The following is a 26,295-nucleotide window of genomic DNA, read 5'->3' as shown; positions in this document are numbered from 1 at the left end:
CCATGCGGGCGAAACCCCCACTGATCAGTAGGCTTGCTTTCATGACACACGCAGCCCCGCTCCCGCCCGCGCCATGAGGCTCCGGCGCAGCAACGCCAACGGGCGCGGATACCGCCGGGTGGCAGCCGGGACGGGGTTCAGCTACCGCGACCTGGACGGCTCCACCCTGCCGCCAGGACCCGTCCGCGACAGGCTCGAAAGCATCGGCATTCCGCCGGCCTGGACGGACGTGTGGATTTCCCCGTTCGACAACGGGCACATCCAGGCCACGGGGCTGGACGCGGTGGGGCGCCGCCAGTACATCTACCACCCGGAATGGCGGGAGCGGAAGGACCGGGCCAAGTTCGACCGGTCCCTCCAGCTCGCGGAGTCGTTGCCTGCCGCGCGCCGGAAGGTGACCATGGACCTGCGCAGCGAAGGTTTCTCCCGGGAGCGCGTCCTGGCCGGGGCGTTCCGGATGCTGGACAGCGGCTCCCTGCGGGTGGGTTCCGAGCGGTACACCAACGAGAACGGCAGCCGCGGCCTGGCCACCCTGCTGTGCGCGCACGCCCGGGTGCGCAAGGACCGTGTCATGCTGCGGTTCCCGGCGAAGAGCGGCAAGTTTTGGGAGTCGGAGATTGACGACGCCGACCTTGCCGCCCTGGTGCGGTCGCTCAAGCGCCGGGGGCCCAACGCCCGGCTCCTCGCGTACAAGGAGGGCCGGCAGTGGCGGCCGGTCACCAGTGCGGAGATCAACGCCTACGTCAAGGAGCGGACCGGCTCCGACTTCACCGCCAAGGACTTCCGGACCCTGCGCGGGACGGTAGCGGCCGCGGTGAGCCTGGCGCGGACCGGCGTCCGCCGAACGGTCGCGCAGCGCAAGCGCGCGGTCAGCCAGGCGATGCAGGAGGCCGCGGCGGTGCTGGGGAACACGCCGTCGATCGCGCGGAAAAGCTATGTGGACCCCAGGGTGGTGGACCACTACAACGACGGCGAAACCATTGACCCCCGCCGCGCCGACTCCGGCGAGGCCGAACTGCGGGCCCTGCTGTACCGGGAAGGCAGCGTGGTCCCGCTGCGGGCCTCATAAGCGTCTCAATCTAGAATGGAAGCCGGTGCGCCAAGGTCCGGCGCATCCTCATCGTTAGAAGGGCTCCCGGTGTCCAACCACAGCGAAACCGCCTCCACCCGTCCCCTCCGCGTCGCCATCGTGGGCGCCGGACCGGCCGGGGTCTATGCTGCGGACATCCTCACCAAATCCGCAGGCGTGAAGGACGGCGATTTCGAGGTCAGCATCGACCTGTTCGAGGCCTATCCCGCACCGTACGGGCTGATCCGCTACGGCGTGGCCCCGGACCATCCGCGTATCAAGGGAATCGTCAACGCGCTGCACAAGGTGCTGGACCGGGGCGATATCCGTTTCCTTGGCAACGTGACCTACGGCCGCGACCTGACGCTGCACGACTTCCGCGCCTTCTATGACGCCGTGATCTTCTCCACCGGCGCCATCAAGGACGCGGACCTGAACATTCCGGGCATCGAGCTGGCCGGGAGCTTCGGCGGAGCCGACTTTGTTTCCTGGTATGACGGACACCCGGACGTTCCCCGCGAGTGGCCGCTGGAGGCGCGCGAAATTGCGGTCATCGGGAACGGCAACGTGGCGCTGGACGTGGCCCGCATGCTGGTCAAGCACCCGGAGGAACTGCTCAGCACCGAGATCCCGGACAACGTCTACCAGGGGCTGAAGTCCTCGCCGGTCACGGACGTGCACGTGTTCGGCCGCCGCGGCCCTGCCCAGGTGAAGTTCACGCCCCTGGAGCTGCGCGAACTGAGCCACATGAACGACGTGGACATCGTGCTGTACCCGGAGGATTTCGAGTTCGACGAAGCCTCCGACGAGGCCATCCGGAGCAATAACCAGACCAAGACCATGGTGAACACGCTCACCAACTGGCTGGTGGAGGAGCACGCCGAGTCGGAGAACCCGTCCTCGCGCCGCCTGCACCTGCACTTCCTGCACAGTCCGGTGGAAATCCTGCCCGACGGCGGCACGGGCAAGGTGGGCGGCATCAAGTTCGAGCGCATGCAGCTGGACGGCACCGGTAACGCGAAGGGCACGGGAGAGTACGTCGAGTACCCGGTCCAGGCCGTTTACCGGGCCATCGGCTACCACGGCTCCGCGCTCGACGAGCTGGAGTACGACGCCAGGCGCGGGGTCATCCCCAACGAGGGCGGCCGTGTCCTGGACGCCGAGGGCAACCCCGTTCCGGGGATCTACACCACCGGATGGATCAAGCGCGGTCCGGTGGGCCTGATCGGCCATACCAAGGGCGATGCGCTGGAGACCATCGGCTTCCTGCTGGAGGACCGGCTGACGCTGCCGCCGGCCAGCAATCCGGACCCGCAGGCCATCATCGACCTGCTTGAGGAACGCGGCATCAAGTACACGACGTGGGAGGGCTGGAACAGGCTCGACGCCCACGAAGCAGCACTGGGTGCGGCCTGGACTGCGGACCGCGCGGCCGACGGTGCCGAACCCGTGGTCCGCGAACGCATCAAGGTGGTCCCGCGGGAGGAAATGATCCGCATCTCCCGCCCCTAAGCCAACCCTCTACCCATAGACCGCAATTCAAGTTAACATAGTTAACATGAATATGGACGGGACGCACACCCGGCCCTACGATTCCCCCAAGCGCGCGGCAGCCGCTGCGGAAACCGGCCGCCGGATCCTCCAGGCCACCGAGGACCTGTTCCTCGAAGGCCCGCTCGCGGACGTCACCTTGAATGCCGTGGCCGCCCGGGCCGGAGTCACCGTCCAGACCGTCATCCGCCGCTTCGGCGACCGGATGGGACTCATCCACGCCACCGCGGACGCCGCCGCGGCGAGGGTGGCCGGCCAGCGCAACGCAGCGCGGCCCGGCGACGTCCGGGCCGCCGTCGGGAACCTGCTGGAGCACTATGAAACCACGGGCGCGCTGGCGCTGAAGATGCTGGCGGAGGAGGGCACATCCCCGGTCATGGCCGAGATTACGGCCGCCGGCCGCCAATTCCACTGGCAGTGGTGCGAGCGGGTCTTCGAGCCCTACCTGTCAGAGAGCCTGTTTGCGGACAAGGCGGCGCGCCACCGCCGCCTTGCCCAGTTCGTCGCCCTCTGCGACGTCTACACCTGGAAGCTGCTCCGCCTCGACGCTGGGCTCAGCCGCGACCAGGTGGCCACCTCACTGCTCGAAATGCTGGGGCCCTTCATCCGGAGGCACTGATGTCCACCGTTCTTGCCTACACGTCACCCGCCATCGGGCATCTCTTCCCGATGGTTCCGCTGCTGCTGGAACTGAAAGCGCGCGGTCACGATGTCCATGTCCGCACCCTGCCGGCGCACGTGCCGGAACTGCGCCGCGGGGGCCTGGACGCAGCGCCCATAGATGCCCGGCTCCTGGACGTGGTGCACCGCGACTATACCGCGACGTCCATCAAGGCCAACCTCGCCCTGAGCACCGACACCTTCATCGCCCGCGCCCGCCTGGACGGACCAGACCTTCGCAACGCGATCGCCGGGACCCGCCCCGACCTGCTGCTGGTGGACATCAACGCCTGGGGTGCACGTACCGTGGCCGAGGGCAGTGGAATTCCGTGGGCCGCCTTCAGTCCCTACACCCCGCCGCTGCGGTCCGGCGGAACCCCGCCGTTCGGTCCCGGACTCGATCCCATGCCTGGCCCTTTGGGCCGGATCCGGGATGCCCTGGTGCGGCCGCTGGTGACCGGCGCCGTCGAAAAAATCATGTTACCGGGCATCAACAGCATGCGCGCTGACCTCTCCGGTGGCGTGCTTCGGCCGGTCCGAGGCGTAGATGACTTCTTCCGAACCGCCCCGCTGCTGCTGGTGACCACTGCTGAACCGTTCGAGTATCCGCACCCGGATTGGGGTCCGGACGTGCGGATGATCGGGGCGCTGGGTTGGGAACCGCCGGCAGAGCCTCCCGCCTGGCTGGATGCCCTGCCGAATCCCGCCGTCCTGGTGACCACTTCTTCCGAGTACCAAGCCGACGAGGACCTGGTGCGGATGTCCCTGGCGGCTCTGGCGCACGAGCCGTTCACCGTCGTCGCCACGCTTCCGGCTGGTGTGGCGGAAGCGCGTTGGCCGCGCGAAGTGCCGCCCAACGCCCGGCTTGAGCGCTTCCTGTCCCACGGGCCGGTGCTGGATCATGCCGCCGTCGCCGTCACCCACGGCGGGATGGGCGCCACCCAGAAGGCGCTGGCCAAGGGGGTGCCAGTGGTTGTGGTTCCGTACGGCCGGGACCAGCACGAGGTGGCGGCGAGGGTAGTAGCGGCCGACGCCGGAGTGCGGCTCAAGCGCAAAAACCTCACCCCGGAGAAGCTGCGCACCGCAGTCCGGGCGGCTCTCACGAAGACTGAGGGTGCCCGGCGGGTGGCTGCGGGCTTCGAAGCAGCCGGAGGTGCCCGCGCCGGTGCCGACGCACTTGAGGAGCTGCTCAGTCCCGCCCGAAGTGCGTAACTTTTGGATCCCTTACGCAGTCGCAACCGCGCCATTCCGCGGACAACCGGAGCTTCCGGCGCCAAAAACGACGCAATCGCGTCCGGTCTTGCTTCGGTGTGGCGCGGGTTACAATTGCCGGGCCGGCGCAGCGTCGCCGTGCCTGCACCCCGGGAGTTCGATGACGAACCTGATCACGCGCCAGCAGCACAGCGCCCTGGCCGGCCATGAGCAACTCACTCGCGGGCAGGCGTTCCCGGGCGCCGAAGAACTGCCCGGGATCAGGACGCTGATCCGGGAATCGTGGCAGCGGTCGGCCGGGTTCAAGGCGGATCCGGACAGCCCTGGAGCCCCGCTCGCCCTGGACCTGGCCGAACTCGAGCAATACCGCCGGCAGCATCCGCTGGCCAGCATCATGCCCGTCATTCACAGGCTCCTGGTCCAGCCCAGCCATGACAGCGGGCTGCTGGTGGCGGTGGGGGACGAAGTGGGCCGCCTGCTCTGGGTGGAAGGCGACCCGGCCATGCAGCGCCGTGCCGAAGGCATGATGTTCGTCCCCGGCGCCGACTGGTCCGAGGCCACCGTCGGAACCAGCGCTCCCGGAACCGCCCTGGCACTGGGCCGCGGTATCCAGATTTCCGGCGCCGAGCACTACCAGCGTTCCGTGCACGCGTGGAGCTGCACCGCCGTCCCGTTTCACGACCCGGACTCGGGCGCCGTCCTGGGCGTTGTGGATATCACGGGAACGGACAGCGCTGTGGCGCCCCATACGTTGTCGCTGGTGGAGGCCACGGTGGCGGCCGCCCAGGCGCAGCTGCGCGTAGAGCGGCTTGAGCTGGCCGCTGAACTGGCCCGCAAACCCGTACGACGGCGGCAGGCGGCTTCCGCTGCCCGTCCCGGTGCCGATGCCAAAGAAGGAAGCCTCTACCGCAACAGCCTGCAGCTGCTGGGCCGGGACCAGGCGCTGCTGAGCATTGAAGGCAAAACCGTGGTGCTGTCGGCGCGGCACAGCGAGATCCTGGCCCTGCTCAGTGCCCGCCCGGACGGGCTGAGCGCCGGGGAACTCAGCCTCCTGCTATACCCGGGGGACGGCTCCACCATGACGCTGCGGGCCGAAATGGTCCGGCTCCGCAAAGTCCTGCAGCAACTCAGTCCCGCGGCCGTTCCCGGATCAAGGCCCTACCGGCTGGCCGTGGACCTGGTGCCGGACAGCGGCCAGGTCCTCAACTGCCTGCAGCGCGGGGCGCACCGGATCGCGCTCGAGATCTACCGCGGGGCGGTGCTGCCCAGGTCTGAAGCGCCCGGAATCGTGGAGCTGCGGGAGAAGGTGTCCGGGCTGCTCCGCGAAGCCGTCCTCACCGACGGCAGCGCCGAGTCGCTCCTCAAGTACGCGGAGCTGCCGGAGGCAAGGAACGACGCCGGTGTCCGGCTGGCCGCCCTGAAGCTCCTGCCGCCGCGCTCACCCCGCCGGGCCGCCGTCGTCGCGGACCTCGAGCGGCTGGAAGCCGAGCTGCGCGCCTAACGGGCCAGCCGCCGTCGCCCGGTGTGACCTGGATCCCACCGTTGCAACCTTGCTGCAACCTTTGTTCTCCTACGCTGACGCCAACGGCAGCGGCAGTGTCCGGCCGCCCCCACTGCACAGCAAAGGAGCTCGCAATGACTGTTTACGCCCAGCCCGGTACCGAAGGTTCGAAGGTCACGTTCAAGGACCGCTACGAAAACTGGATCGGCGGCGAATGGGTGGCTCCCGTCAAGGGCCAGTACTTCGAGAACATCACTCCCGTTACGGGCAAGGCCTTTTGCGAGGTGGCCCGCGGGACCGCCGAGGACATCGAACTCGCCCTTGACGCCGCCCACAAGGTTGCACCGTCCTGGGGCAGGACCTCCGTGGCTGAGCGTGCCGCGATCCTGAACAGGATCGCCGACCGCATCGAGGAAAACCTGGAGATGCTGGCCGTCGCGGAATCATGGGATAACGGCAAGCCGATCCGTGAAACCCTCAACGCCGACATCCCGCTGGCGGTAGACCACTTCCGCTATTTCGCGTCCGCCGTCCGCGCCCAGGAAGGCCGGCTCTCGCAGCTCGACGACGACACCACCGCCTACCACTTCCACGAACCGCTCGGCGTGGTGGGCCAGATCATCCCGTGGAACTTCCCCATCCTGATGGCCGTGTGGAAGCTGGCACCCGCGCTCGCCGCCGGCAACGCGGTGGTGCTCAAGCCCGCCGAGCAGACGCCGTCGTCCATCCTGGTGCTGATGGAACTCATCGGCGAACTCCTGCCCGCAGGCGTGGTCAACGTGGTCAACGGGTTCGGCGTCGAGGCGGGCAAACCGCTGGCCTCCAGCTCCCGTATCCGCAAGATCGCCTTCACCGGTGAGACCACCACCGGCCGGCTGATCAGCCAGTATGCCTCCAACAACCTGATCCCCGTCACCCTCGAACTGGGCGGCAAGAGCCCCAACATCTTCTTCAACGACGTTGCGCAGGAGAACGACGCCTTCTACGACAAGGCCCAGGAAGGCTTCGCGCTGTTCGCCTTCAACCAGGGCGAGGTATGCACCTGCCCGTCCCGTGCACTGGTCCAGGAGGACATCTACGACTCCTTCATGGCCGACGCCGTGGCCCGGGTGGAAAAGATGGTGCAGGGCAATCCGCTGGACACGGACACGCAGGTGGGTGCCCAGGCCTCCAACGACCAGCTGGAGAAGATCCTCTCCTACATCGACATCGGAAAGCAGGAAGGCGCCAAGGTCCTCACCGGCGGAGCCCGCGCAGAACTGCCCGGCGACCTGGCCGGCGGCTTCTACGTCCAGCCCACCGTGTTCGAAGGCCACAACAGGATGCGCATCTTCCAGGAGGAGATCTTTGGCCCGGTGGTGGCCGTGACGAAGTTCAGTGACTACGCCGACGCCATGGGCCTGGCCAACGACACCCTCTACGGCCTGGGCGCCGGCGTCTGGTCCCGGAACGGCAACGTGGCCTACCGCGCCGGCCGCGAAATCCAGGCCGGCCGCGTCTGGGTCAACAACTACCACGCCTACCCGGCGGGGGCCGCGTTCGGCGGCTACAAATCCTCGGGCATCGGGCGCGAGAACCACGCCATGATGCTGGACCACTACCAGCAGACCAAGAACCTGCTGGTCAGCTACAACGAAAACAAGCTGGGCTTCTTCTAGGCCGTGGAAAACACAGTGTTGGACGCCGCCGTGACGCTCCCCGGGGAGGATTTCTCCCGGGTGGCGCTCACGGCGGCCGCCGCGGACCTGCTCCGGAAACTGTGGCTGCAGCACGGACCGCTCATGTTCCACCAGTCAGGCGGCTGCTGCGACGGCTCCGCCCCGATGTGCTACCCGGCCGGTGAGTTCCTCACCGGGGATTCGGATGTCCTGCTGGGCAGGTTCGACCTCGCCGAGGGTGGAACGCACGACGCCGGCGCGCGCCAGGGCGCCGAAGCGGCCCAGCCGCTGGAGTTCTGGATGTCGCGGGAACAGTTCGCCTACTGGAGCCACACCCACCTGACCGTCGACGTGGTCACCGGCCGGGGGAGCGGGTTTTCCGTGGAGGCGCCGGAAGGTAAACGGTTCCTCATCCGCTCCACGCTCATGGACTGGCCGGTCTGACGGACAGGCGGGCGGGCATGATGGCTGGCCCTCAAACTGCCGGCGCAGAGACGCTTTGGAAGGCAACCACCCGCTGCTGCTGCTCACCCAGGCCCTCGATGCCTATCGTCATCGTGTCCCCGTTTGTGAGGTATGGGAACCGGCCCGAGAGGGCAACTCCCTGCGGGGTGCCGGTATTGACCACGTCTCCGGGATCGAGCGCCATATATTGGGACAGGTCCCGGAGAATCTCGCTGACGCTGAACACCATGTCGGCCGTCGTCGAGTCTTGCCGGTCCTCGCCGTTGACCTTTGAGTAAAGGCGGAGCGCCTGTGGATCGGCGACCTCGTCCGCCGGAATGAGCGCTGGCCCCAGCGGGTTGAAGGTGGGCGCGCACTTTCCCTTGGACCACTGACCGCCCGAATGCGCAATCTGGTAATCCCGCTCGGAGACGTCATTGCTGACCGTGAACCCGGCGATACATTCCCGCGCCTCCTCAGCGCTGGCCAGGTAGGATACGCGCTTGCCGATGACGACTGCGAGCTCAACCTCCCAGTCCACCTTCTGCGCTCCTGGCGGTATGACCACATCGTCATTGGGGCCTACTACCGTATTGGGGTGCTTGAAGAAGATGATCGGCGCTTTCGGGGGTTGGTCGCCGGTTTCGGCGGCGTGCGCCGCATAATTCTGGCCCACGCAAACGACGGCGCCGATGCCGGCCACCGGCGGGCCCACCCGCATCGATTCGGCCCCGGCAAGTTCCGGCAGTCCGCCGGCGCCCAGCGCCTCGCGGATGCGGCTGATGCCACCGGCACCGAGGAATGCGCCGGTGACGTCGGCAGTAATGCTGCGAAGGTCGTAGGTGATGCCGTCCTGGCGCACCACGGGTATTTCCTGGCCGGGCTCGCCCAGTCGCATTAGTTCCATCTGAACTCTCCTTAATTCGTTGTGTGCTTCAGGGCGCTTAGGGGGCGGGCCGAAGCAGCAGGCTGTGCATTCCGCCGTCGACGGACAGGGACGTGCCGGACGTCGACCCGTTGGCCGGGTCGGCCAGGAACAGCACGGACGCAGCGACCTCCGCGGCTGATACAAGGCGACCGTGCGGCTGCCGTGCCTCAAGCGCGGTCCGCTCCGCTGCCGGGTCCTCGGCCGCGTCCAGCAGCCTTGCCACCCAAGGGGTGTCGGCGGTGCCCGGGTTTACGCAGTTCACGCGGATGCCTTCCCGGAGGTGGTCAGCCGCCATGGCCCGGGTGAGCGCAGTGACTGCTCCCTTGCTCGCCGAGTAAAGGGCCCTCTGGGGCAGCCCGTGAGTTGCGGCAACCGACCCTGTGTTGACGATGGCGGCGCGGTCGGACCGGCGCAGGTAGGGCAGCGCGGCGCGGGACACCCGGGCGATGCCCACTACGTTGATATTCAGCACGCGGAGCCACTCGTCGTCGTCATTGTCGTCCACGCTTCCCGCAGCACCGACGCCGGCGTTGTTGACAAGGACGTCGATCCCGCCCAGGTGCGCGGCTGCGGCTGCCACGGCATCGTCAACTGAGGCCCGGTCGCCGACATCGCAGGTGAACCCTGCAACGCCGTCGGGCAGGCCCTCGGGGCGCAGGTCCAGCACCGCTGCGCGTGCGCCGCGTGCGGTCAGTGCTGCGGTGACCGCAGCGCCAATTCCAGAGGCGCCGCCGGTTATCAGGGCACGTACGCCCGTAAAAGAGTCCATCGTTAGCATCCTTGTAAATTCCGGGAGAGATCAGCAAAGTTTGGCCGGGGACGGCGTGCGCAGACCCGGGCTGTCTTGATCGAAGGCCTCCGCGAAGCGGTGATAAGCGCCAACCAGATGCCGGTACATGGCTTCCTCAGCCGCGTCCGGGTCACACGCTGCGATCGCGTCCACAATCGCGCGGTGCTCCTCAACGGTGGTGGTTCCCTGATAGTCAGCGGGATGCAGACGGAACAGGTGGAGGTGGCAGTGGGTTGCCCGGTAGGCGTGCAGCGCGAACTCGTTGCTGCTTGCCGAGAGGATGCGGTCATGGAACGCGGTGTCGTGCGTAATCAACCGGTGCCGCACACTGTCGTCCTGCGCGGTACCGGTTTCAAATTCGTCAAGCCAGGCTTGGAGAGTACGCGCCGGATTGATGAGCCGGTTCACCGCGGCGGCGCGTGCTGCCCACGGTTCGACGAGGAGGCGGAACTCGAAGAGCTCCCGAAGTTCGACGGTGTCCAGCAGTGCCGTGGTGCGGTATCCCTTTCCGGGCGTCTTGACGATCAGCCGGTCACCCTCGAGCTGGCTGAGCGCCTCCCTGATGGGTGTCTGCGAGACGCCCATCTCCCTGGCCAGGGCGTCTATATTGACCTTCCCGTCCGGGGGCAGTTGAAGGTCCAGGATCTTCGCACGGAGGATCGCGTAAACGTCGACACCGGAACGCCCGCGGGTGTCGAACTCGCGGGCGGCGCGCTCACTCATCACGCACCCGCCCTGCCGCTGAGTTCGTTACGGCGCGAATGTGCCAGGAGGTACTCCAGCAGGTGGCCGATCCCGAATGACCAGGGCTCAAGGTCCTCCGTGGGCGCCACCATGTTGGTCAGTGTACCCAATCGGGGACTACTGATTTCGACGACATCATCAAACTTGTGCGTGAAGCCCATCCCGGCAGCATCCCGATCCTCGTTCGGCGCGAACAGCGTGCCCGTGAACAACGCAAAGCCGTCCGGATACTGGTGATGGCGCCCATAGGCTGCACCGACGAGTTCCTCGAAGGGACGGCTCAGGCGCTTCACGCTGTTGGTTCCATTCAACGTGTAGCCGTCCCTGCCGCGCACCGTGAGCTGGATGGTCTCCTGCCGGGCGTCGTCGAGCGTGTAGGAATCGTTGAAGAGCCTGACGAAGGGCCCAATGGCAGCTGAGCCATTGTTGTCTTTCGCCATGCCGAGCAGCAACGCGCTGCGGCCCTCGACGTCGCGGAGATTCACGTCATTGCCCAGGGTGCACCCGCGGATCCGGCCCTGGTTGTCCACCACGAGCACCAGTTCCGGTTCCGGATTGTTCCATGACGAAAAGGACGGAATGCCAATGCGCGCCCCGGCGCCCACCGCGGAAAGCACCGGTGCCTTGGTGAATACCTCGGGGTCGGGGCCGATGCCGACTTCCAGGTACTGGGACCAGAACCCCTCGCGGACAAGGACCTCCTTGACGCGCGCAGCTTCGGGAGATCCCGGTCGCAGGCCGGCAAGGTTGCCGCCAAGGGCGTCAAGCACCTGCGCGCGCATCTGGTCGGCGAGGGTGAAGTCGCCCCCGCAGCGTTCCTCGATCACCCGCTCAACCATGCTGTCGACGAAGGTAACGCCGCAAGCCTTCACGGCCTGGAGGTCGATGGGGGCCAACAGATGGGGTACTTCGTTGTTTCCCGTGCTACCCGACATTCCTCGAATGACGTCAGCAAGGCTCCAGCGACGGGCATCGGAACTGCGTGCCATTTCCAACAGCACCGCCGGCTGTTCACCGTTAAGCAGTTCCGAAACAGTCCCGGCATACCCAAACAGGTCCACAAGGCTATCGCCGTCCACCATGACCGGCCGCGGCCCCGCCGTCGCCGGATCCCAGAGGCGTCCAATCAAAAGCGCAGCGGTGGCATCCTCGGGCAGCAGCGTGCTGCTGGAAAGATTCACTGTCCAACCTCCCTGTGGCCGGTTCGAATTACCTCAAAGCGTCCATCCACCCGGCGCACGATACTCCATGGGTTCGACTCCTGGAGGGCCGGTGGCAGCGCGGCATCGGGCACATCCTGGTAGGCGACCGGCCGGGTGAACCGACTGATGGCGGCCGTTCCCACGGAGGTGGTCCGTGACGTGGTGGCCGGGTAGGGTCCGCCGTGCTGCTGGGCGTAGGACACGGTCACCCCGGTCGGCCAGCCGTTCCACAACACCCTGCCGGCAATACCGGTGACGACATCGAGGAGGCCGGAGGCATCGTCAGCGGCATCGGCATGGATGGTCGCGGTCAGCTGGCCTTCCAGGAGGGCCGCCAGTTCAGGGAGCTCGGCAGCATGACGGTAGCGAATCACGACTGTGGCCGGCCCGAACATTTCCCGGTGCAGCACCTCCGGGTTGCGGGTGACGGCGCCGGCATCGACGAGGAGGACAGTGGGGGCAGGCACCTCGTCGTCGGAGCCGGGCACCAGAGTCCTGACACCGGCGAGCGCGGATACCTCATCCCTGGCCCGGACGAAGGACTCGCGCAGGCCGGGTGTGAGCAGTTCGGCCAGTGGCGCCTTGGCCAGTGCGGGTTCGAGCGCGGCGCGCAGGTTCTCTTCGGCGAGGGTATCGGGCACGAACAGCAGGCCGGGCTTGGTGCAGAACTGCCCCATGCCCATGGTGAAGGAAGCGGCGTACCCGGTGAGAATTTCCACTGCACGGTTTTGCCATGCGGACGGCAGCACGAATACGGGGTTGATGCTTCCGAGCTCCCCATAGAACGGTATCGGTTCCGGTCGGGCGCAGGCGCGGTTGAACAGTGCGCGGCCTCCGGCAGTGGACCCGGTGAAACCAACGGCCTTCACCAATGGATGGTCAACCAGCGCTTCCGCTGCGGCACGGCCGTCGACAACCGCGAAGAGGCCCTCCGGCGCACCGATCCCCCTAAGAGCTTCGAGCACCACTTCCGCCGTCCGCAGCGCGAGCTGCCGATGCCCGCTGTGGATCTTGTGCAGGACGGCGCATCCGGCGGCGAGTGCGGATGCCGAATCTCCCCCCATCACGCTGAAGGCAAAGGGGAAGTTTGAAGCACCGAAGACGCCGACGACGCCGAGGGGTACGTTGACGCGACGAATGTCCGGGCGTGGCCCCATGCCCCAGTTGGGGTCGGCATGGTCCACCGTGGCGTCGAGCGGCACGCCGGCGAGAACCTCCTCGGCGAACAGGTCCAGCTGGAAGGCGGAACGCTTGAGCTCGCCCTGCAGACGGGCCTCACCCAGGTGCGTCTCCGCCTGGCCCAGTGCGACCAGTTCATCTGCGTTGTCCCGGAGGGCCGAGGCGATGGCCTTCAGGCGCGCCGCCCGCGTGGACGGGGTTTCAGCGGCAATCTCCAGAAAGGCGCGATGCGCCGCCTGGGCTGTCTGGTCGAGTTCCTCGGCTGTGGTGGCGATGGTCAGTGTGGATGCGGTCATGGGAGTCCTTTCGGCATTCAGCCAGCTCAGCGTGCGTTCAGTTCCTGCCAGCCGGCACCGGTGGGAAATGTCCACCGCGCCGCGGACTCGTCGAGCATCTCTGCACCGACGCCGGGAAGTTTAGGTGCCTGATAGCGCCCACCGGTGACGGTCACTGGCTCAATGAAGTGTTCGTGGAGATGGTCGACGAATTCAATGACCCTGTCCTCCATGGTGCCGCTGACGGCTGCGTAGTCAAAGAAGGAGAAATGCTGGACCAGTTCGCATAGGCCCACCCCGCCGGCATGCGGGCAAACCGGCGTGTTGAATTTCGCCGCCAGTAGCAGGTTGGCGATGTTCTCGTTGACACCGGCAACCCGTGTGGAATCGATCTGCATGATGTCAATGGCGCCCGCCTGCAGCAGTTGCTTGAAGATGATCCGGCTCTGCACGGCTTCGCCCGTCGCCACCTTGATGGGGCGGACGGCCTTGCGGATGGCTGCGTGGGCCAGGATGTCATCGGTGCTGGTGGGCTCCTCGATCCAGTACGGGTTGAAGTCCTGCAGCTGGTTGACCCAGTCAATGGCCTCCTGCTCTTCCCAGCGCTGGTTGGCGTCGATGGCAATGCGGACGTTGGGGCCTACTGCGTCGCGTGCCAACGAAAGACGACGGCGGTCGTCCTCGATGCTGCCTGCTACCTTGAGTTTGATCATCCCGAAACCGTCAGCGACTGCTTCCTTCGAGAGGCGGACCAGCTTCTCGTCGCTGTAGCCAAGCCAGCCGGGCGTGGTGGTGTAGGCCGGGTAGCCGTGCTGCTGGAGTTCCGCAATGCGTTCGTGCTTTCCGGCCTGTCCGCGCTGAAGAATGTCGGTTGCGTCCTGGGGCGTGAGGGCATTGCCAATGTGTGTGAAGTCGACGGCGCTGACCAGTTCCTCGACCGGCATCTCACTCAGCAGCAGCCACAATGGCTTGTTCTCGCGGCGTGCCCGGACGTCCCACAGGGCGTTGACAAGACCGCCACAGGCCATGTGCGACACACCCTTCTCCGGGCCGAGCCAGCGCATCTGTGAATCGTGGACCAGCCGCCGGGAGGCGTCTCCAAGGTTGTTGACGAGCTCATCGATGTCACGTCCGACCAACAGTTCACCGTAGCTGTCCATCGCCGCGGTGACGAGCTCATTACCCCGACCGCAGGTGAAAACCAGGCCGTAGCCGCGTTCGCCGTCATCCGTTGCTATTTCAACGTAGGCGGCGGAGTAGTCCGGGTCCACGTTCACGGCGTCGGAGCCGGAAAGGTCCAGGGAGGTGGGGAAGCGCACGTCGGTGGTGCGTACTGAAGTGATGCGTGACATGGAAAGTTCCTTGGTTCTGTTTGGTTCGGGCAGTCAGGATTACAGGAAGCCCAGCAGTGTGGGCAGCCCGACGGTAAGCGCGGGGACGAAGGTGATGACCAGGAGGGTGAGGACCATCGGGGCGAAGAAGGGGAGGATGCCCTTGATAACTGTCGGTACCGGCGCCCGGGTCACGCTTGAAAGCACGAAGAGCACCAGGCCTACCGGTGGAGTGATCAGCCCGATCAAGAGGTTGAAGATAACCATGATTCCGAGGTGGATGGGATCAATGCCAAAGGTCTCGGCCACCGGCAGCAGCACGGGTACCAGGATCAGGATGGCCGCGGTCGGCTCCAGGACGCACCCGACAATCAGAAGCAGGATGTTGACGAGTATCAGGAACACGATCGGCTGGTTGGTGATGTCCAGGATCAGGTTGGCGGCCACCTGGGGCGCTTGTTCGCGGGCCAAAACCCAGCCGAAGAGGGCGGCGGCGGCCACGATCAGCAGAACTGATCCGGAGGTTTCCACCGTCGTGAGCAGCGTCCGGTAGATTTTGCGCCAGGTCAGCGTCCGGTAGGCCAGGGCCAGGACGAAGATGTAGATGACGCCGATCCCGCTCGCTTCCGTGGGCGTGAAGACGCCGCTGAGGATCCCGCCGAGAATGACGACGGCAGACCCCATCGCGGGCAGGGCCGCCAGCGTAGTCTTCCCCCGCAGCTTCCAGCCGGACCTCGGCAGCCGCAGATCCTCGCGTTTGCGCATGAGCAGCCAGACCGTAAAGCACAGAGACGCGACCAGCACCAAAGCGGGCACAATGCCGGCCATGAACAGGGCGCCCACGGATACCCCCGCGGTGACAGCGTAGATGACCGCAGGAATGCTGGGCGGGATCATTGGGGCGATGAGGCTGGAGGCGCCGGTGACACCTAGGGCGAACTCGCGCTTGTAACCGCGCTCCACCATCGCCGGCACCTGCACCCGGCCCATGGCTGCGGCATCGGCGATCGCCGCTCCGCTCATCCACGAGAACCCGAAGCTGGTGGCAACGTTGACGTATCCGAGGCTGCCGCGGAGATGCCCGATGGCAGCCACTGCGGCGTCGTAGAGCTTGTCCGTAACGCCGGAGACATTGGCCAAGTTGCCCAGGAGGATGAACATCGGCACGGCGAGGATGGCGAAGGTGTCCACACCGGAGACCGTCTGCTGCACCGCCGTCCCGATCCGCGCCGTCGGATCCATGATGACATAGGACACCGACGGGATTAGCAGGGCAAATGAGACGGGAACGCGCAAGGCCAGCAGCACCAGCAGCGCAATAAGCATGATGAGGAGAGTCATGGGAGTCCTTAGACCGCTTCCCGCTCGAGGTTTTCCATGGCGTCGGGGACGACCTCGGGGTGGCGGATGTTGAGGTAGATGTGCAGCGCAGCGTGGAGGAAAATGAGTGCGAATCCGGTGACCGCTGCGCTGTAGACGACACTCATCGGCACGCTGGTGGCCGGAGCCAGGAGCCGGTTGGCGTCGGCGGCGAATTCTGCGCCGGTAACCGCCATCACGCCTGCGGTTGCCATCACCGCCGTTAGAGCGAACGTGTCCAGGACGATCGTCCCGGTCCGTCCCAGCCTGCTGGCCAGCAGGTCCACCGCGATATGGATGCGGCGGGCCATGACGAAGCCGGCGGAGACGAACGTGAACCACAGCAGCGCGAACCGGGCGAGCTCCTCTGTCCAGCTAAAGGGCGCATTGAAGACGTAGCGGCTGACCACCTGCAGCACGATCAGGGCGAGCGTGGCCACCAGGAGCGTGCAGGAAGCTGCACGCTCCACATTGACCAGCCCCCGGTAGAGCCGGCTGCGCTGTTCCGCGAAGTCCGGCTCATCCGGTTCCTGCGGGACGCGGGGGCCGGTGGCGATGTTGTTCTCCTTCAGGGCCTCCGACCGCGCACTGCTTGAAATCATCGGGCGTCCTTGATTTCCCGGTACAGCTCGCCCCAGGACTGCTTGAGCATGGCTTTCTCGGCTGCAGCTGCGAGGGATGCGCGGTCAACATCCTCATTGACCTTGATGCCGTCGCCGGACTTCCACTCCTTCAGGATGCTCTGTTCCTGTTCCTCGATGCATTCGCGGGTGGCATCGGCAGCCGGCCCCATCGCGGCTTCAAGGGCGCTGCGCTCTTCGTCAGTGAGGCCCTCGTAGATTGAGCGGCCGGTCGTGATCATGACGCCTTGGATCATGTGGCCCGTGAGGTTGATGTAGTCCTGAACCTCGTTGAACTTGGCGGTGGAAATGGTAGGAATGGGGTTCTCCTGCGCGTCGATGGCCCCCTGCTGGAGGGCCAGGTAGACCTCGTCCAGGGCCATCGGGGTGGCGGTACCGCCCATGGCCTTGATGTTCTCCAGGTACAGCGGTGCGTTGGGGGTGCGGATCTTCAGCCCGGCGAAGTCCTGGGAGCCCTTGATTTCCTTGTTGGCGGTGACGTGGCGGGTGCCGTAGTACCAGCTGGAGAGCACCTTGATGTCCGAGCTCTCGTACAGCTTGTCGAAAACGCCCTTCATGGTGTCGCCCTCGACTGTCTTGGCGAAGTGGTCCACATCCTCGAACAGGTAGGCGCCGTCCAGTACCGCTGCGTCCTTTTCCCAAACGCCGAGGAAGGAAGGGCCCGCCACCGCCATGTCAAGGGCACCGGAAGAAACCTGCTCCAGGGATTCCGACTCGTTGCCAAGCTGAGCGGCGGGGAAGCTTTGGATCTGAAGTCCGCTGCCTTCCAGTTCCTTCTTCAGCGTGGTGACGCCGCACTTCTCAACCGGGTGGCCGGCGTCGTACACATGGGCAAGGCGCAGGGTCTTGGCATCGGCATCTACCTGCGCCACCTTGTCACGGTCAACAGGGGCGCCGACGCTGCAGGCTGACAGAAGCATGGCGGCGCTCGCAGCGAGGCCCAGGGCGGCACCCGTACGACGACGGCGGGCAGGGGTGGAGTTTTCAAGCTTCATTGTTTGAGTTCCTTAGGGATACGTGTTGTGCGGAGGGTCGATGTGATCGGTTGAGTTGGACTGCTGATGTGTTCAGTTGAGCGTAGGGAGGGAGAGTTCATGTGCGAGCAGACGAAGCTGGTCTGCTGTGGAGGCGGGTAGCCGTACGGAGGTCGCGGCTTCGGTCTCACGTGTGCGTTCCGGGTCCCCCGGCGCGTGCACCGTGCGGCCGGCCGGTCCCGAATGCCGGACGCGCTGCTGAAGATCCGCAACCCGGGCCGCGGTGTGGGCCCGGCCCGCGAAGGCAGCGGCGTCGATTCCGACAACGAGGTGCCCGTTGTTCATCCGGGACGCGGGATTGGACCAAATGTCGATGGTTTCGTATGCGAATGTTGCGTCGGTGAGCGACGAGGCGAAGGCCTCAAGGAGCACCGAGACAGCCGAACCTTTGTGGCTGCCGAAGGGAATCATGGACCCGGCCGCCGCCGCTGCGGGATCGGTGGTGGGGTTTCCCTCAGAATCCACAGCCCAGCCCTCGGGTAGGGGTTTGCCCTCGTTCCGGGCAGCAATGACCTTGCCGTAGGCGCCATTGCTTGTGGCGAGGTCGGCAATCAGGGGCCACCCGTCGGCGCTTGGCGCGCCGAGAGTGAGCGGGTTTGTTCCAAGCACTTTCTCCAGGCCGCCGTGCGGTGCCACCACCGGTCCGGTGGAGGACGTGATGAAGGAAAGGAATCCTGCCTCGGCGAGCTGGTCGCTCCAGTAGGCGCCCGCTCCGTAGTGGCTGCTGTTGGCGACTGCAACGGCGGCTATGCCGTGTTCGCTGCCCGCTTCGATGACCCTGCGAACCGCGGCCTGCATCGCGACCTGGCCGAGCGCACCGTCGGCGTCGAGCATGGCCACGGCGCTCCGGGTGGAGGAGAAGGTCATCGCCGGGGTGGCGTTAATGCCGCCGAGACGCAGCGCCTCGGCGTACAGCGGAAGGCGCAGCAGTCCGTGCGAGAAGATGCCTCGCTGGTCTGCCTGGACCAGCGAGTGGGCCGTCAGTTCAGCGTCTTCAGCGGGGACGCCGCGGGCCTGAAGTACCGTGGCCGCGAGGTGGACCAGGTCAGTGACCAAATACGTCTGGTGGGTTTGCAACGTTGGAGACCCTTCGAAATATAGGAATTACCAGAATCCTATACAGAAGTGGGCCGCATCACAAGCCCCGGAGCAGGGGGTCCGTCCAGTGGGGTGAAAAAGCCGGTTGGCTGGGGTGGTGTGGACCGGGCGGCTCGACATGCAGTCGAGTCGTCGGGCTGGCCCGGAAGCACGCTCTACGGGGAGCAGGCCGTGATTCTGTAGAGGATGCGCTTCCCGTCGGAAAGGGCCTCCTCGATCCCTTGGCCAATCGGCACATTGTAGAAACCCGGCCATTGCTTCAGGCTTGCACTGCCGTGCGACCGGCCCGGGGCGTCCTGGTAGAAGTGGGTGGCACCCAGCGTCCGCAAAGCCTCACATACGGCGGGGTCGGTGGCCAACTTGTTGAATCTGGTCCGGAGCAGTTCCTTTGCTGCGCTTCCGGACGACGCCGACCCAAGCTGCGTGTAGACCACGCGCCTGCCGGTCAGGGCATAAAAGTAGGTTTCCCCGTTGAACGGGTCTCCCACCACCACCGCATCCGGCGGCAGCATGGCACCCGCGCGCTCAATGAAGGCCTGTTCGCCGCTGGACAGGATCCCGTGGCCTGGCCGGCTGGAAGCCTCATAGTTTTGCGCGGTGACCGCGACCCGCTCCACGGACCTGAAGTTCCCCGAAGAGGCATAGAGGCCCCAACCGGCGGCGGCCAGCGCCGCGGTGAGGGCAACCGCACCGGCGGGCACCTGCCGTCGGCCGCTTCTTTCGGGCAACCGCCGGAGCAGCGGGCGGAGGGACGCCGGCACCAGAACGGCAAGCGCCAGCGCAGCCAGGAGACTGCCGGCCATGGCGATGAACGGAGCGATCCGCTGGGTGTCCTTGTACCAGAAGCCTGTCAGCCAGCGGAGGCTGTTTTCCGGTCCGGCGGCCAGCACGTAGAGGCCTGCGAACACCAGCCACGCAGCGGCCAGTGGACGTGCTTCCCTGACGGCGAGGGCCAGCATCGCGCCAGCGATCACCAGGATCCCGATGGCCAGATTGAAATCGTCAGGTGCCGGCGGCGACAAGCGGGGGAACCTTGGCAGATCGAAAAACGCCAGGTACAAGGAGTCCGGGATCTCCGCACGGACAGGCCTCGGATAGGCCATGACGCCCGCCAGGATCCTGGAGTTTGTCACGGCCGCCACTGCGGCGGCAGCCAGGGCGGCGAGCACGACGGCGGTGGCCGCCGTCCGCAGCGGGCGGTGCCTGATGCCGCGGACCAGCATCGGGACGGCGGCGGCCACCATGAACGGCAAGGCCGCGGCTGCCAGCGCGAACAGGGTGCTCGGATGCGCGGCCGCGCAGCCTGCCATGGCCGCCAGGAGGACTGAAGTGAGCAGGAGCCGGTCCCGGACTGCGCCCTCCTTCGGGGTGGAGAGCTCCCGCAGCAGGAGGACCGCCACCGCCAGCGCGGCCGGCACCAGGGCAGTGCCCAGCCCGTTGGGCCACTGGCCGCTGCGGACCAGTTGGGAGAAGGGAAAGCTCACGAATGACGCACCGATGACGGGGGCCAGGGCCCATGCGGCGCGGTGGCGGGGGAGGACGGCCATCGCCAGGAACGCCAGGCCAATTGGCCAGGCCAGCCCGCCGATGACCACCGAGGACAGATTGGCCGTTTCCGCCACGCTGCCCGGCACCAGGGCTACCGCGCTGTGCCACCCGGCCGGGTAATAGGTGGGCCGGCCGGCGCCGAACAACGGCGCGACGCTCCAGGGAGTGGCCGCGCCCGATTCCTGGATCCAGCGGAGCACGTTCAGGTGGAACACCGGATCCCATCCCTGCGATGCGGTGCCGGGGCTGCCTATCCCGCGGAGCAGGGCCACGGACGTCACCGCTGCGGCGAAGGCCACTCCTGCCCAGACAGCAAGCGATATGGGACGGGCGCGCAGTCCACGCCCGCGCGGTAGGGAAACGCCGGGTACCAGCGGGGTCCTGAACGGGAGCCGGCGGCCCGCAAGCCAGGCGCCGCCCGCTGCCGGGACAGTCAGGAGCGCGGCAGTCGGGAGGTTCCAGGGGAGGCCCGTTCCGGCGGCCACGAAGGTGCCCGCCGAGAGGACGGCCAGGCTCACCGCGGGAGCTACCGCGACGGCGGCCGGCCAGCCGGGTTTGAACGGCAGGAGGACCAGCAGGCCGGGGACGAAGAAGACCGCGGTGAGCAGCATGACGGTCGGGACCGACGGGGCCAGCCCAGGAAGCCAATCAAGCATGTGGGTTAGGCGCTCCGGGACGGAGCTGACGGCTTCCGGGAAGCTCCCCCTGACCTGGTCAGTCCGGCCGGGAGGGCAGCGAGGGCATCGGAAGCCCGCGCCGCCACGAAGCGCCGCGCTGCCGCTGCGCGGTGCAGGAGCAGTTCAGTGCGGGGCAGCGGCGGATAGATGCTGCGGGCTTCCGCGAGCTTCCGGTCCACCAGTGCCTGAAGGTTCCGATGCAGCAGATTGGGCTGTTCCGGTGTCGCGGGGCGTTCACTGCCGTGTCCGTCCCCGCCTGCGGGCTCTTCGAAAGCAAGGGCCCACCCACTGCCCAGGGCGGCCACCGATTCGTGCTTGACGTCGTAGTAGCCCTTCTTCATGCCCACGGCCGTGCCGCCGGCACCCGCCGCTGCTGCCAGCAGGTGGAAGTGGAACCGGCTGGTTACCCAGGTCTGCTCGGCCGACAACGGCAGGCCCTCGCTCCAGATCCGGACAAACGGGATGAACCGCTCTTCCGGAATCAGGTCCGCCAGCGACTCGTACGCGAGCCGGTCGGCGCCGGGAATGGCTTCGAGGTAATAGGCGGTGGTTCCCCGGGCGGCTGCTTCCTGCACCGCTGAACGGGCAAGTTCCACAGCTTTGTCGAACCGGTCAGCGTCGACGGTGTCGCTTTGGATGCAGACATACAGTCCCGGCTCCGCCGGAGCACGGCCTATTTCAGCGGTGACGCCCAGGAAGGCGTCATCGAGTTCGTGCGGGATGCCATAGGCGAGTGCCCCGGCCTCGTCCCGGGATGCGGCATGGGTGAAGCCCTGGAAGAGGGACTCCACCGGAGGCTCGGAAAGCGCGGGCATCAGGCCCTGGCCGGTGGCCACCAGGCGTGCGCCGGTGACCTCGTGTACGGCCTGCATGGCTACCACCAGTCCGGCGTGGGCCGGCCAGGTGCCGTTGACGAAGCCGCCGCCGATGAGGTGGAGCGTTTCGGCTTCGCGCAGCTTGAGCAGTCCGAGGTCATAGAGGGGCGAGCCCAAACCGGTCACGCGGGCGCGGATCGTCTCTGCCGCGGCATCGGGTGCAAGCTCTGAGGTCCCGTGCACCAGCCGCCAAAGGGTGTTCGTGACGCGCAGCCGGGGGTGCATCCCTTCGAACAGGACCTGCGCCAGCCCTGGCTGGGGGCAGTCGAGCCAGACGTCGGTGCCCGGACGGACTTTGGCCAGGTATTTCAGCCACGCGGCGGCAATGAATTCATCACCGAAGTTGGGATTGCCCGAAGGGCCGATCAGATAAATGGGGCCCGGCTGCATGCAGTCGACTATATCGTTCCCCGGCGGCCCGTCACGGCGCCGCATATCTGCCCACCCAGTCGACCAGCGGGCGCAGCTGTTCCCAGCGTGCCGAAATCTCCTGCGCTGCCGCAGGCGTGGCCAGCCAGTCCGGTTTGCCCAGTTCCAGGCCCGCAGACAGCGTCTTATGCTTCAGAAGTTCCGAGCGGGGGTGGTCCCGGTCAAAGCCGCGCGGCACGGTCTTGAGTCTCTCGCCGTTCAGGGTAAACCCCGCCGCCGCAACACCGTCAACGATGTGCCGCAAGGCTTCCCCTGTCCCGGACGCATCCACGGAATTGCGGTAGCGGGCCAGTTGGGCAGGGGTGTGGGAATGATACCCGCCCCCTACCAGCAGCCCGTCCGCGCTGATCCGAAGGTAGTACCCCACGCCTTCCAGGGTGGAAGCGAAGGCGCCCTGCGCTGTCTTATAGGGTGATTTGTCCTCGGCAAACCTGATGTCCCGGTTGGGCCGGAAGAGCTTGCCGGGACCGAACCGGGGCGTCAGTTGCGCCAGGAGAGCCGTGACGGGATCCCGGACAAGGCCGGTGTAGTTGTCCTTGTGCTCCAGCCACCACTGCCGGTTGTTGTTTTCCTCCAGTTCGGCATAAAAGCTGAAGGCTTCGGCAGGGATCCCCTGGAAATCAGTCATGTACCGAGACTAAGGAAGGCCTGCCCCGGACGCCATGGCGCCGCCGTCGTATGTGGAAAACACTCCGCCCCGCCACGGAAACCGTAGCGGGGCGGAGAGTCTCGAGTGAGGGATCTAGCCGATCTTGTTGGCTGCCTCAGCCTCGGACAGCTGAGCGGCACCCAGGTTCGCGCGCAGCTTGGCGCCGAGTTCGGCGTCGACGTTGGTCCAGTACTGGATGGCGCGTTCCTTGATGCCCGGGCTCTTTACGCCGCCCACGGCACCGGTAATGGTGTCCAGGAAGCGGGCCTTGGCGGCGTCGTCGTAAACCTCGCGGTACAGCGTGCCGGCCTGGACGAAGTCGCTGTCCTCGGCGTGGAGGGAGTGGGCAGCGAGGGTCAGTTCGCCGTCGTTCTCCCAGCCGCCGGCGGGGTTCTGCGGCTCGACCGCAGCAGGCCCGCCCACGGAGTTCGGTGCGTACACCGGAACAGAGGGGGCGTTGAAGTGGTAGCGCCCGGCGCCGTCCTGGCTGTAGTTGTTGACCTGGTTCTTGGGCTGGTTCACCGGGATCTGGGCGTGGTTGGTGCCCACGCGGTAGCGGTGCGCGTCCGCGTAAGAGAAGATGCGTGCCTGCAGCATCTTGTCCGGGGAAGCGGCGATGCCGGGCACGAAGTTCGACGGCGCGAAGGTGGCCTGCTCAATCTGCGCGAAGTAGTTCTCCGGGTTGCGGTTCAGCTCCATGGTGCCCACCTTGATCAGCGGGTAGTCGCCATGCGGCCACACCTTGGTCAGGTCGAACGGGTTGAAGCGGTAGGTCTTGGCGTCCTCGTACGGCATGACCTGGACGTGCAGGTCCCAGGAGGGGAAGTTGCCGGCTTCGATGTTCTCGGAAAGGTCGCGGATGTAGAAGTCGGCGTCGGAGCCGGCCAGTGCCTCGGCCTGCTCGGAGGTCATGGAGTTCACACCCTGGTTGGACCTGAAGTGGTACTTGACCCAGAACCGCTCGCCGGCGGCATTGATCCACTGGTAGGTGTGCGAGCCGTAGCCCTGCATCTCGCGCCAGGAAGCCGGCAGGCCGCGGTCGCCCATGAGCCAGGTGACCTGGTGGGCGGACTCGGGGGAGAGGGTCCAGAAGTCCCACTGCATGTCGGCGTCGCGCAGGTGCGTGCCCGGCAGGCGCTTCTGGGAGTGGATGAAGTCCGGGAACTTGATGCCGTCGCGGATGAAGAAGACGGGGGTGTTGTTGCCCACGAGGTCGTAGTTGCCCTCGGACGTGTAGAACTTTACGGCGAAACCGCGGGGGTCGCGCCAGGTGTCCGGGGAACCGTTCTCGCCGGCGACGGAGGAGAAGCGGATCAGCATTTCGGTCTCGACGCCGGGCTGCAGGAAGGCAGCCTTAGTGTATGCGGAGACGTCCTCGGTGGCCTTGAACGTACCGAATGCGCCGCCGCCCTTGGCGTGCACTACGCGCTCCGGGACGCGCTCGCGGTTGAACTGGGCCAGCTTTTCCACCAGGTAGTGGTCGGTCAGAATGATGGCGCCGTCGGCGCCGACGGACCTGGAGTGCGCGTCGGATGTGACGGGGGCACCCGACTGGGTTGTGGAAACGGCAGTCATTGTTCTCCTATTTCTCTGATTCTTGCGAGGGATTGTGGGGAGGAAGCTGTTGGGCCTGCTGGCATTCCTGGCAGATGCCCTGGTACAGAACGTCCGCGATCTGGATGGTCATCGGCTTGGCATCCGGGTTCCAGTGCGGGGTGAGGCAGGGGGCGTGCCCGACGGCGCAGTCGACGTCCTCCACGCGGCCGCAGCTGACGCAGACGGCGTGGTGGTGGTTGTCGCCTACGCGTGTTTCATACAGCGCGGGGGAGTGGGGCGGCTCGAACCGGCGCAGCATGTGCAGGTCGGTGAGGTCTCCCAGTACCACGTAGACGGACTGCGCCGTCAGCTCCGGGAGCTCGGCGCGGGCGGCGGCCAGGATGCTTTCTGCCGGGGAATGCGGATGGCGTTCGACGGCGGCCAGCACGGCGAGGCGCTGCTTGGTCACCCTCCGGCCGTGGGCACGCAGGGCGGCAGCCCATGAGTCGTGGCCGTCCAGGAGTTCCGTCATGGGACCATTCAAGCACTTATTATGAGTACTTCACAATAAGGGTTGGCTAAGCTGCCGATTCCCCCGCGTTTTGCCTATTAGGGTGTCAGGGTGGGAAGACTTCTGGCCGATGTGACGCCGCTCAGGGAGAGCCCGGCGTTCCGCCGGCTGTGGCTCGGATCCGCGGTGTCCGCCGTCGGAAGCCAGCTCACCCTGGTGGCCGTCAGCCTGGAGGTGTACCGGCTGACCCAGGACAGTTTCTATGTGGGACTTCTGGGCATTTTCGCGCTGGTGCCGCTGGTGTTCGGCGGGCTGATGGGCGGCTCGATCGCGGACTCGCACGACCGCCGGAGCGTGGCGCTCGCTGCCACTGCGGTCCTCTGGTTAACCACCGGGCTCATTGCGCTGCAGGCTTGGCTGTCGCTGGGAAACGTGTGGATCCTTTATGCGTTGGTGGCACTGCAGAGCGGAGCCCAGGCCATCAACCAGCCCGCCCGGAGCGCCATCATTCCCAGCCTGGTCCGGCGCGAACTGCTCCCGGCCGCCAACGCCCTGAACATGCTGTCCATGGGCCTGTCCATGACCGCCGGCCCGCTGCTGGCGGGGCTCCTCGTTGCCTGGGTGGGCTTCGCCTGGACCTATACCTTGGGACTTCGCCAGCTTCGCGTTTGTCCTCTGGGCGGTGTTCCGGCTGCCTCCCCTGCCGCCGGACGGGACGCGGAGCAAGGCAGGGATCCGGTCCGTGGTCGAAGGCTTCCGTTTCCTGGGCACCCGGCCGAACGTGCGGATGACGTTCATCATCGACCTCATCGCCATGATCCTCGCCCAGCCCCGGGCGCTGATTCCCGCGATCGGGGCGGTAATGATCGGCGGCGGGGAGGCCACCGTGGGCATCCTCCTTGCGGCTACAGCTGTCGGCGCGTTCCTGGCCGGGCTGTTCTCCGGGCCGCTGGGCGGCATCCGCAGGCAAGGAACCGCAGTGGTGGTCTCGGTCATGGGCTGGGGCGCGTCCATTGGCGGTTTTGGCCTGGTGGTGCTGCTGGCCGGACGTTCCCCGGATGGTGCGGTTACGGCCTGGCTGGTCCCGGCGACGCTCTGTTGCATCCTGGCAGGCATCGCCGATTCCATCAGTGCCGTGTTCCGGAACACCATTCTGCAGTCAGCAACCCCTGACCACCTCCGCGGCCGGCTGCAGGGTGTCTTCATTGTGGTGGTGGCCGGCGGGCCGCGGGTGGGGGACCTGCTGGCCGGCGGCGCGACTAAGATTTTGAGTGAGGGCTGGGTGCTGCTGCTCGGCGGCGCGCTGTGCATCGGCGTTGCGTGGCTGGCGGCCAGGCTGCAGCCGGGCTTCACCGCGTACGACGCCCGCCACCCGGCCCCCTAGCGGCAACTGT

General features: G+C 66.5%; 22 protein-coding genes and 1 pseudogene. 8 read left to right on the top strand and 15 right to left on the bottom strand.

Features of this window, described 5'->3' with window-relative positions; all coding sequences use genetic code 11:
- The first annotated feature begins 73 nt into the window (after nucleotides 1-73).
- The 7 genes from ACIQCN_RS13995 (at nucleotide 74) to ACIQCN_RS13965 (ending at nucleotide 8,095) form a co-directional block, all read left to right on the top strand.
- Nucleotides 74-1,069 (top strand): DNA topoisomerase IB, encoded by a 996-nt coding sequence (locus tag ACIQCN_RS13995; RefSeq protein ID WP_400604597.1) that lies wholly within the window; start codon nucleotides 74-76, stop codon nucleotides 1,067-1,069.
- A 69-nt stretch (nucleotides 1,070-1,138) separates the two neighbouring features.
- Nucleotides 1,139-2,581, top strand: coding sequence for an FAD-dependent oxidoreductase (locus ACIQCN_RS13990; RefSeq protein WP_400604595.1), 1,443 nt, complete (start codon nucleotides 1,139-1,141; stop codon nucleotides 2,579-2,581).
- Between the two features lie 46 nt (nucleotides 2,582-2,627).
- Nucleotides 2,628-3,239 (top strand): TetR/AcrR family transcriptional regulator, encoded by a 612-nt coding sequence (locus ACIQCN_RS13985; RefSeq protein ID WP_400604594.1) that lies wholly within the window; start codon nucleotides 2,628-2,630, stop codon nucleotides 3,237-3,239.
- Nucleotides 3,239-4,492, top strand: coding sequence for a glycosyltransferase (locus ACIQCN_RS13980; RefSeq protein ID WP_400611406.1), 1,254 nt, complete (start codon nucleotides 3,239-3,241; stop codon nucleotides 4,490-4,492). Before ACIQCN_RS13985 ends, ACIQCN_RS13980 begins: the two co-directional genes overlap by 1 nt.
- A gap of 160 nt (nucleotides 4,493-4,652) precedes the next feature.
- A complete protein-coding gene (locus ACIQCN_RS13975) occupies nucleotides 4,653-5,993 on the top strand; it encodes a GAF domain-containing protein (protein WP_400611404.1) in 1,341 nt (446 codons plus the stop codon).
- Nucleotides 5,994-6,127: 134 nt separating this feature from the next.
- A complete protein-coding gene (locus ACIQCN_RS13970; RefSeq protein WP_400611403.1) occupies nucleotides 6,128-7,651 on the top strand; it encodes an aldehyde dehydrogenase family protein in 1,524 nt (507 codons plus the stop codon).
- A gap of 3 nt (nucleotides 7,652-7,654) precedes the next feature.
- Nucleotides 7,655-8,095 carry a DUF779 domain-containing protein gene (locus ACIQCN_RS13965; protein WP_400611402.1) on the top strand — a complete coding sequence of 147 codons (441 nt, stop codon included), beginning with the start codon at nucleotides 7,655-7,657 and terminating at the stop codon, nucleotides 8,093-8,095.
- A gap of 31 nt (nucleotides 8,096-8,126) precedes the next feature.
- Here the strand turns inward: ACIQCN_RS13965 and ACIQCN_RS13960 are convergent, their stop codons facing one another.
- The 15 genes from ACIQCN_RS13960 to ACIQCN_RS13890 form a co-directional block, all read right to left on the bottom strand.
- Nucleotides 8,127-9,002 carry a fumarylacetoacetate hydrolase family protein gene (locus ACIQCN_RS13960; protein WP_400611401.1) on the bottom strand — a complete coding sequence of 292 codons (876 nt, stop codon included), beginning with the start codon at nucleotides 9,000-9,002 and terminating at the stop codon, nucleotides 8,127-8,129.
- Nucleotides 9,003-9,039: 37 nt separating this feature from the next.
- The gene (locus ACIQCN_RS13955) at nucleotides 9,040-9,792 is read right to left on the bottom strand and encodes an SDR family NAD(P)-dependent oxidoreductase (RefSeq protein WP_400611400.1); all 753 of its coding nucleotides are present in this window, start codon (nucleotides 9,790-9,792) and stop codon (nucleotides 9,040-9,042) included.
- A gap of 30 nt (nucleotides 9,793-9,822) precedes the next feature.
- Nucleotides 9,823-10,536, bottom strand: coding sequence for a GntR family transcriptional regulator (locus ACIQCN_RS13950; RefSeq protein ID WP_400604581.1), 714 nt, complete (start codon nucleotides 10,534-10,536; stop codon nucleotides 9,823-9,825).
- Complete coding sequence (locus tag ACIQCN_RS13945; protein ID WP_400611399.1) at nucleotides 10,536-11,738, bottom strand: fumarylacetoacetate hydrolase family protein; 1,203 nt, start codon at nucleotides 11,736-11,738, stop codon at nucleotides 10,536-10,538. Before ACIQCN_RS13945 ends, ACIQCN_RS13950 begins: the two co-directional genes overlap by 1 nt.
- Nucleotides 11,735-13,234, bottom strand: coding sequence for an aldehyde dehydrogenase (NADP(+)) (locus ACIQCN_RS13940; protein ID WP_400611398.1), 1,500 nt, complete (start codon nucleotides 13,232-13,234; stop codon nucleotides 11,735-11,737). The genes ACIQCN_RS13945 and ACIQCN_RS13940 overlap by 4 nt, the downstream gene beginning before the upstream one ends.
- Nucleotides 13,235-13,260: 26 nt before the next feature.
- On the bottom strand, nucleotides 13,261-14,565 hold the full coding sequence (locus ACIQCN_RS13935) for an enolase C-terminal domain-like protein (protein ID WP_400604575.1): 1,305 nt from the start codon (nucleotides 14,563-14,565) through the stop codon (nucleotides 13,261-13,263).
- 39 nt (nucleotides 14,566-14,604) lie between these two features.
- Nucleotides 14,605-15,885: a TRAP transporter large permease gene (locus ACIQCN_RS13930; protein ID WP_400604573.1), complete on the bottom strand. Its 1,281-nt coding sequence runs from the start codon at nucleotides 15,883-15,885 to the stop codon at nucleotides 14,605-14,607.
- Between the two features lie 8 nt (nucleotides 15,886-15,893).
- On the bottom strand, nucleotides 15,894-16,505 hold the full coding sequence (locus ACIQCN_RS13925) for a TRAP transporter small permease (RefSeq protein WP_400604571.1): 612 nt from the start codon (nucleotides 16,503-16,505) through the stop codon (nucleotides 15,894-15,896).
- On the bottom strand, nucleotides 16,502-17,539 hold the full coding sequence (locus ACIQCN_RS13920; RefSeq protein ID WP_400604569.1) for a sialic acid TRAP transporter substrate-binding protein SiaP: 1,038 nt from the start codon (nucleotides 17,537-17,539) through the stop codon (nucleotides 16,502-16,504). Before ACIQCN_RS13920 ends, ACIQCN_RS13925 begins: the two co-directional genes overlap by 4 nt.
- A gap of 72 nt (nucleotides 17,540-17,611) precedes the next feature.
- The gene (locus tag ACIQCN_RS13915) at nucleotides 17,612-18,655 is read right to left on the bottom strand and encodes an Ldh family oxidoreductase (protein WP_400611397.1); all 1,044 of its coding nucleotides are present in this window, start codon (nucleotides 18,653-18,655) and stop codon (nucleotides 17,612-17,614) included.
- Between the two features lie 176 nt (nucleotides 18,656-18,831).
- Nucleotides 18,832-20,880, bottom strand: coding sequence for a DUF6541 family protein (locus tag ACIQCN_RS13910; protein WP_400611396.1), 2,049 nt, complete (start codon nucleotides 20,878-20,880; stop codon nucleotides 18,832-18,834).
- A 5-nt stretch (nucleotides 20,881-20,885) separates the two neighbouring features.
- On the bottom strand, nucleotides 20,886-22,166 hold the full coding sequence (locus ACIQCN_RS13905; RefSeq protein ID WP_400611395.1) for a polysaccharide pyruvyl transferase family protein: 1,281 nt from the start codon (nucleotides 22,164-22,166) through the stop codon (nucleotides 20,886-20,888).
- 31 nt (nucleotides 22,167-22,197) lie between these two features.
- Nucleotides 22,198-22,833, bottom strand: a complete 636-nt coding sequence (locus tag ACIQCN_RS13900; RefSeq protein WP_400611394.1) for a DUF2461 domain-containing protein — start codon at nucleotides 22,831-22,833, stop codon at nucleotides 22,198-22,200.
- Between the two features lie 114 nt (nucleotides 22,834-22,947).
- Nucleotides 22,948-24,429 carry a catalase gene (locus ACIQCN_RS13895; protein WP_400611393.1) on the bottom strand — a complete coding sequence of 494 codons (1,482 nt, stop codon included), beginning with the start codon at nucleotides 24,427-24,429 and terminating at the stop codon, nucleotides 22,948-22,950.
- 7 nt (nucleotides 24,430-24,436) lie between these two features.
- A complete protein-coding gene (locus ACIQCN_RS13890) occupies nucleotides 24,437-24,922 on the bottom strand; it encodes a Fur family transcriptional regulator (protein ID WP_400611392.1) in 486 nt (161 codons plus the stop codon).
- A gap of 90 nt (nucleotides 24,923-25,012) precedes the next feature.
- On the opposite strand from ACIQCN_RS13890, the pseudogene ACIQCN_RS13885 reads away from it, so the two are divergent.
- A pseudogene (locus ACIQCN_RS13885) lies at nucleotides 25,013-26,285 on the top strand (MFS transporter).
- Nucleotides 26,286-26,295: the final 10 nt, after the last annotated feature.

It is taken from the genome of Pseudarthrobacter sp. NPDC092424 (assembly GCF_044754925.1).
GTDB lineage: Bacteria > Actinomycetota > Actinomycetes > Actinomycetales > Micrococcaceae > Arthrobacter.
This window is presented reverse-complemented; position numbering and strand designations above follow the sequence as displayed.

Excerpts from the sequence above, each read along its gene's own strand:
- ACIQCN_RS13995 (WP_400604597.1), top strand. The coding sequence starts at position 74 with ATGAGGCTCCGGCGCAGCAACGCCAACGGGCGCGGATACCGCCGGGTG.
- ACIQCN_RS13985 (WP_400604594.1), top strand. The coding sequence starts at position 2,628 with ATGAATATGGACGGGACGCACACCCGGCCCTACGATTCCCCCAAGCGC.
- ACIQCN_RS13980 (WP_400611406.1), top strand. The coding sequence starts at position 3,239 with ATGTCCACCGTTCTTGCCTACACGTCACCCGCCATCGGGCATCTCTTC.
- ACIQCN_RS13975 (WP_400611404.1), top strand. The coding sequence starts at position 4,653 with ATGACGAACCTGATCACGCGCCAGCAGCACAGCGCCCTGGCCGGCCAT.
- ACIQCN_RS13970 (WP_400611403.1), top strand. The coding sequence starts at position 6,128 with ATGACTGTTTACGCCCAGCCCGGTACCGAAGGTTCGAAGGTCACGTTC.
- ACIQCN_RS13960 (WP_400611401.1), bottom strand. The coding sequence starts at position 9,002 with ATGGAACTAATGCGACTGGGCGAGCCCGGCCAGGAAATACCCGTGGTG.
- ACIQCN_RS13955 (WP_400611400.1), bottom strand. The coding sequence starts at position 9,792 with ATGGACTCTTTTACGGGCGTACGTGCCCTGATAACCGGCGGCGCCTCT.
- ACIQCN_RS13950 (WP_400604581.1), bottom strand. The coding sequence starts at position 10,536 with ATGAGTGAGCGCGCCGCCCGCGAGTTCGACACCCGCGGGCGTTCCGGT.
- ACIQCN_RS13940 (WP_400611398.1), bottom strand. The coding sequence starts at position 13,234 with ATGACCGCATCCACACTGACCATCGCCACCACAGCCGAGGAACTCGAC.
- ACIQCN_RS13935 (WP_400604575.1), bottom strand. The coding sequence starts at position 14,565 with ATGTCACGCATCACTTCAGTACGCACCACCGACGTGCGCTTCCCCACC.
- ACIQCN_RS13930 (WP_400604573.1), bottom strand. The coding sequence starts at position 15,885 with ATGACTCTCCTCATCATGCTTATTGCGCTGCTGGTGCTGCTGGCCTTG.
- ACIQCN_RS13925 (WP_400604571.1), bottom strand. The coding sequence starts at position 16,505 with ATGATTTCAAGCAGTGCGCGGTCGGAGGCCCTGAAGGAGAACAACATC.
- ACIQCN_RS13920 (WP_400604569.1), bottom strand. The coding sequence starts at position 17,539 with ATGAAGCTTGAAAACTCCACCCCTGCCCGCCGTCGTCGTACGGGTGCC.
- ACIQCN_RS13910 (WP_400611396.1), bottom strand. The coding sequence starts at position 20,880 with ATGCTTGATTGGCTTCCTGGGCTGGCCCCGTCGGTCCCGACCGTCATG.
- ACIQCN_RS13905 (WP_400611395.1), bottom strand. The coding sequence starts at position 22,166 with ATGCAGCCGGGCCCCATTTATCTGATCGGCCCTTCGGGCAATCCCAAC.
- ACIQCN_RS13900 (WP_400611394.1), bottom strand. The coding sequence starts at position 22,833 with ATGACTGATTTCCAGGGGATCCCTGCCGAAGCCTTCAGCTTTTATGCC.
- ACIQCN_RS13895 (WP_400611393.1), bottom strand. The coding sequence starts at position 24,429 with ATGACTGCCGTTTCCACAACCCAGTCGGGTGCCCCCGTCACATCCGAC.
- ACIQCN_RS13890 (WP_400611392.1), bottom strand. The coding sequence starts at position 24,922 with ATGACGGAACTCCTGGACGGCCACGACTCATGGGCTGCCGCCCTGCGT.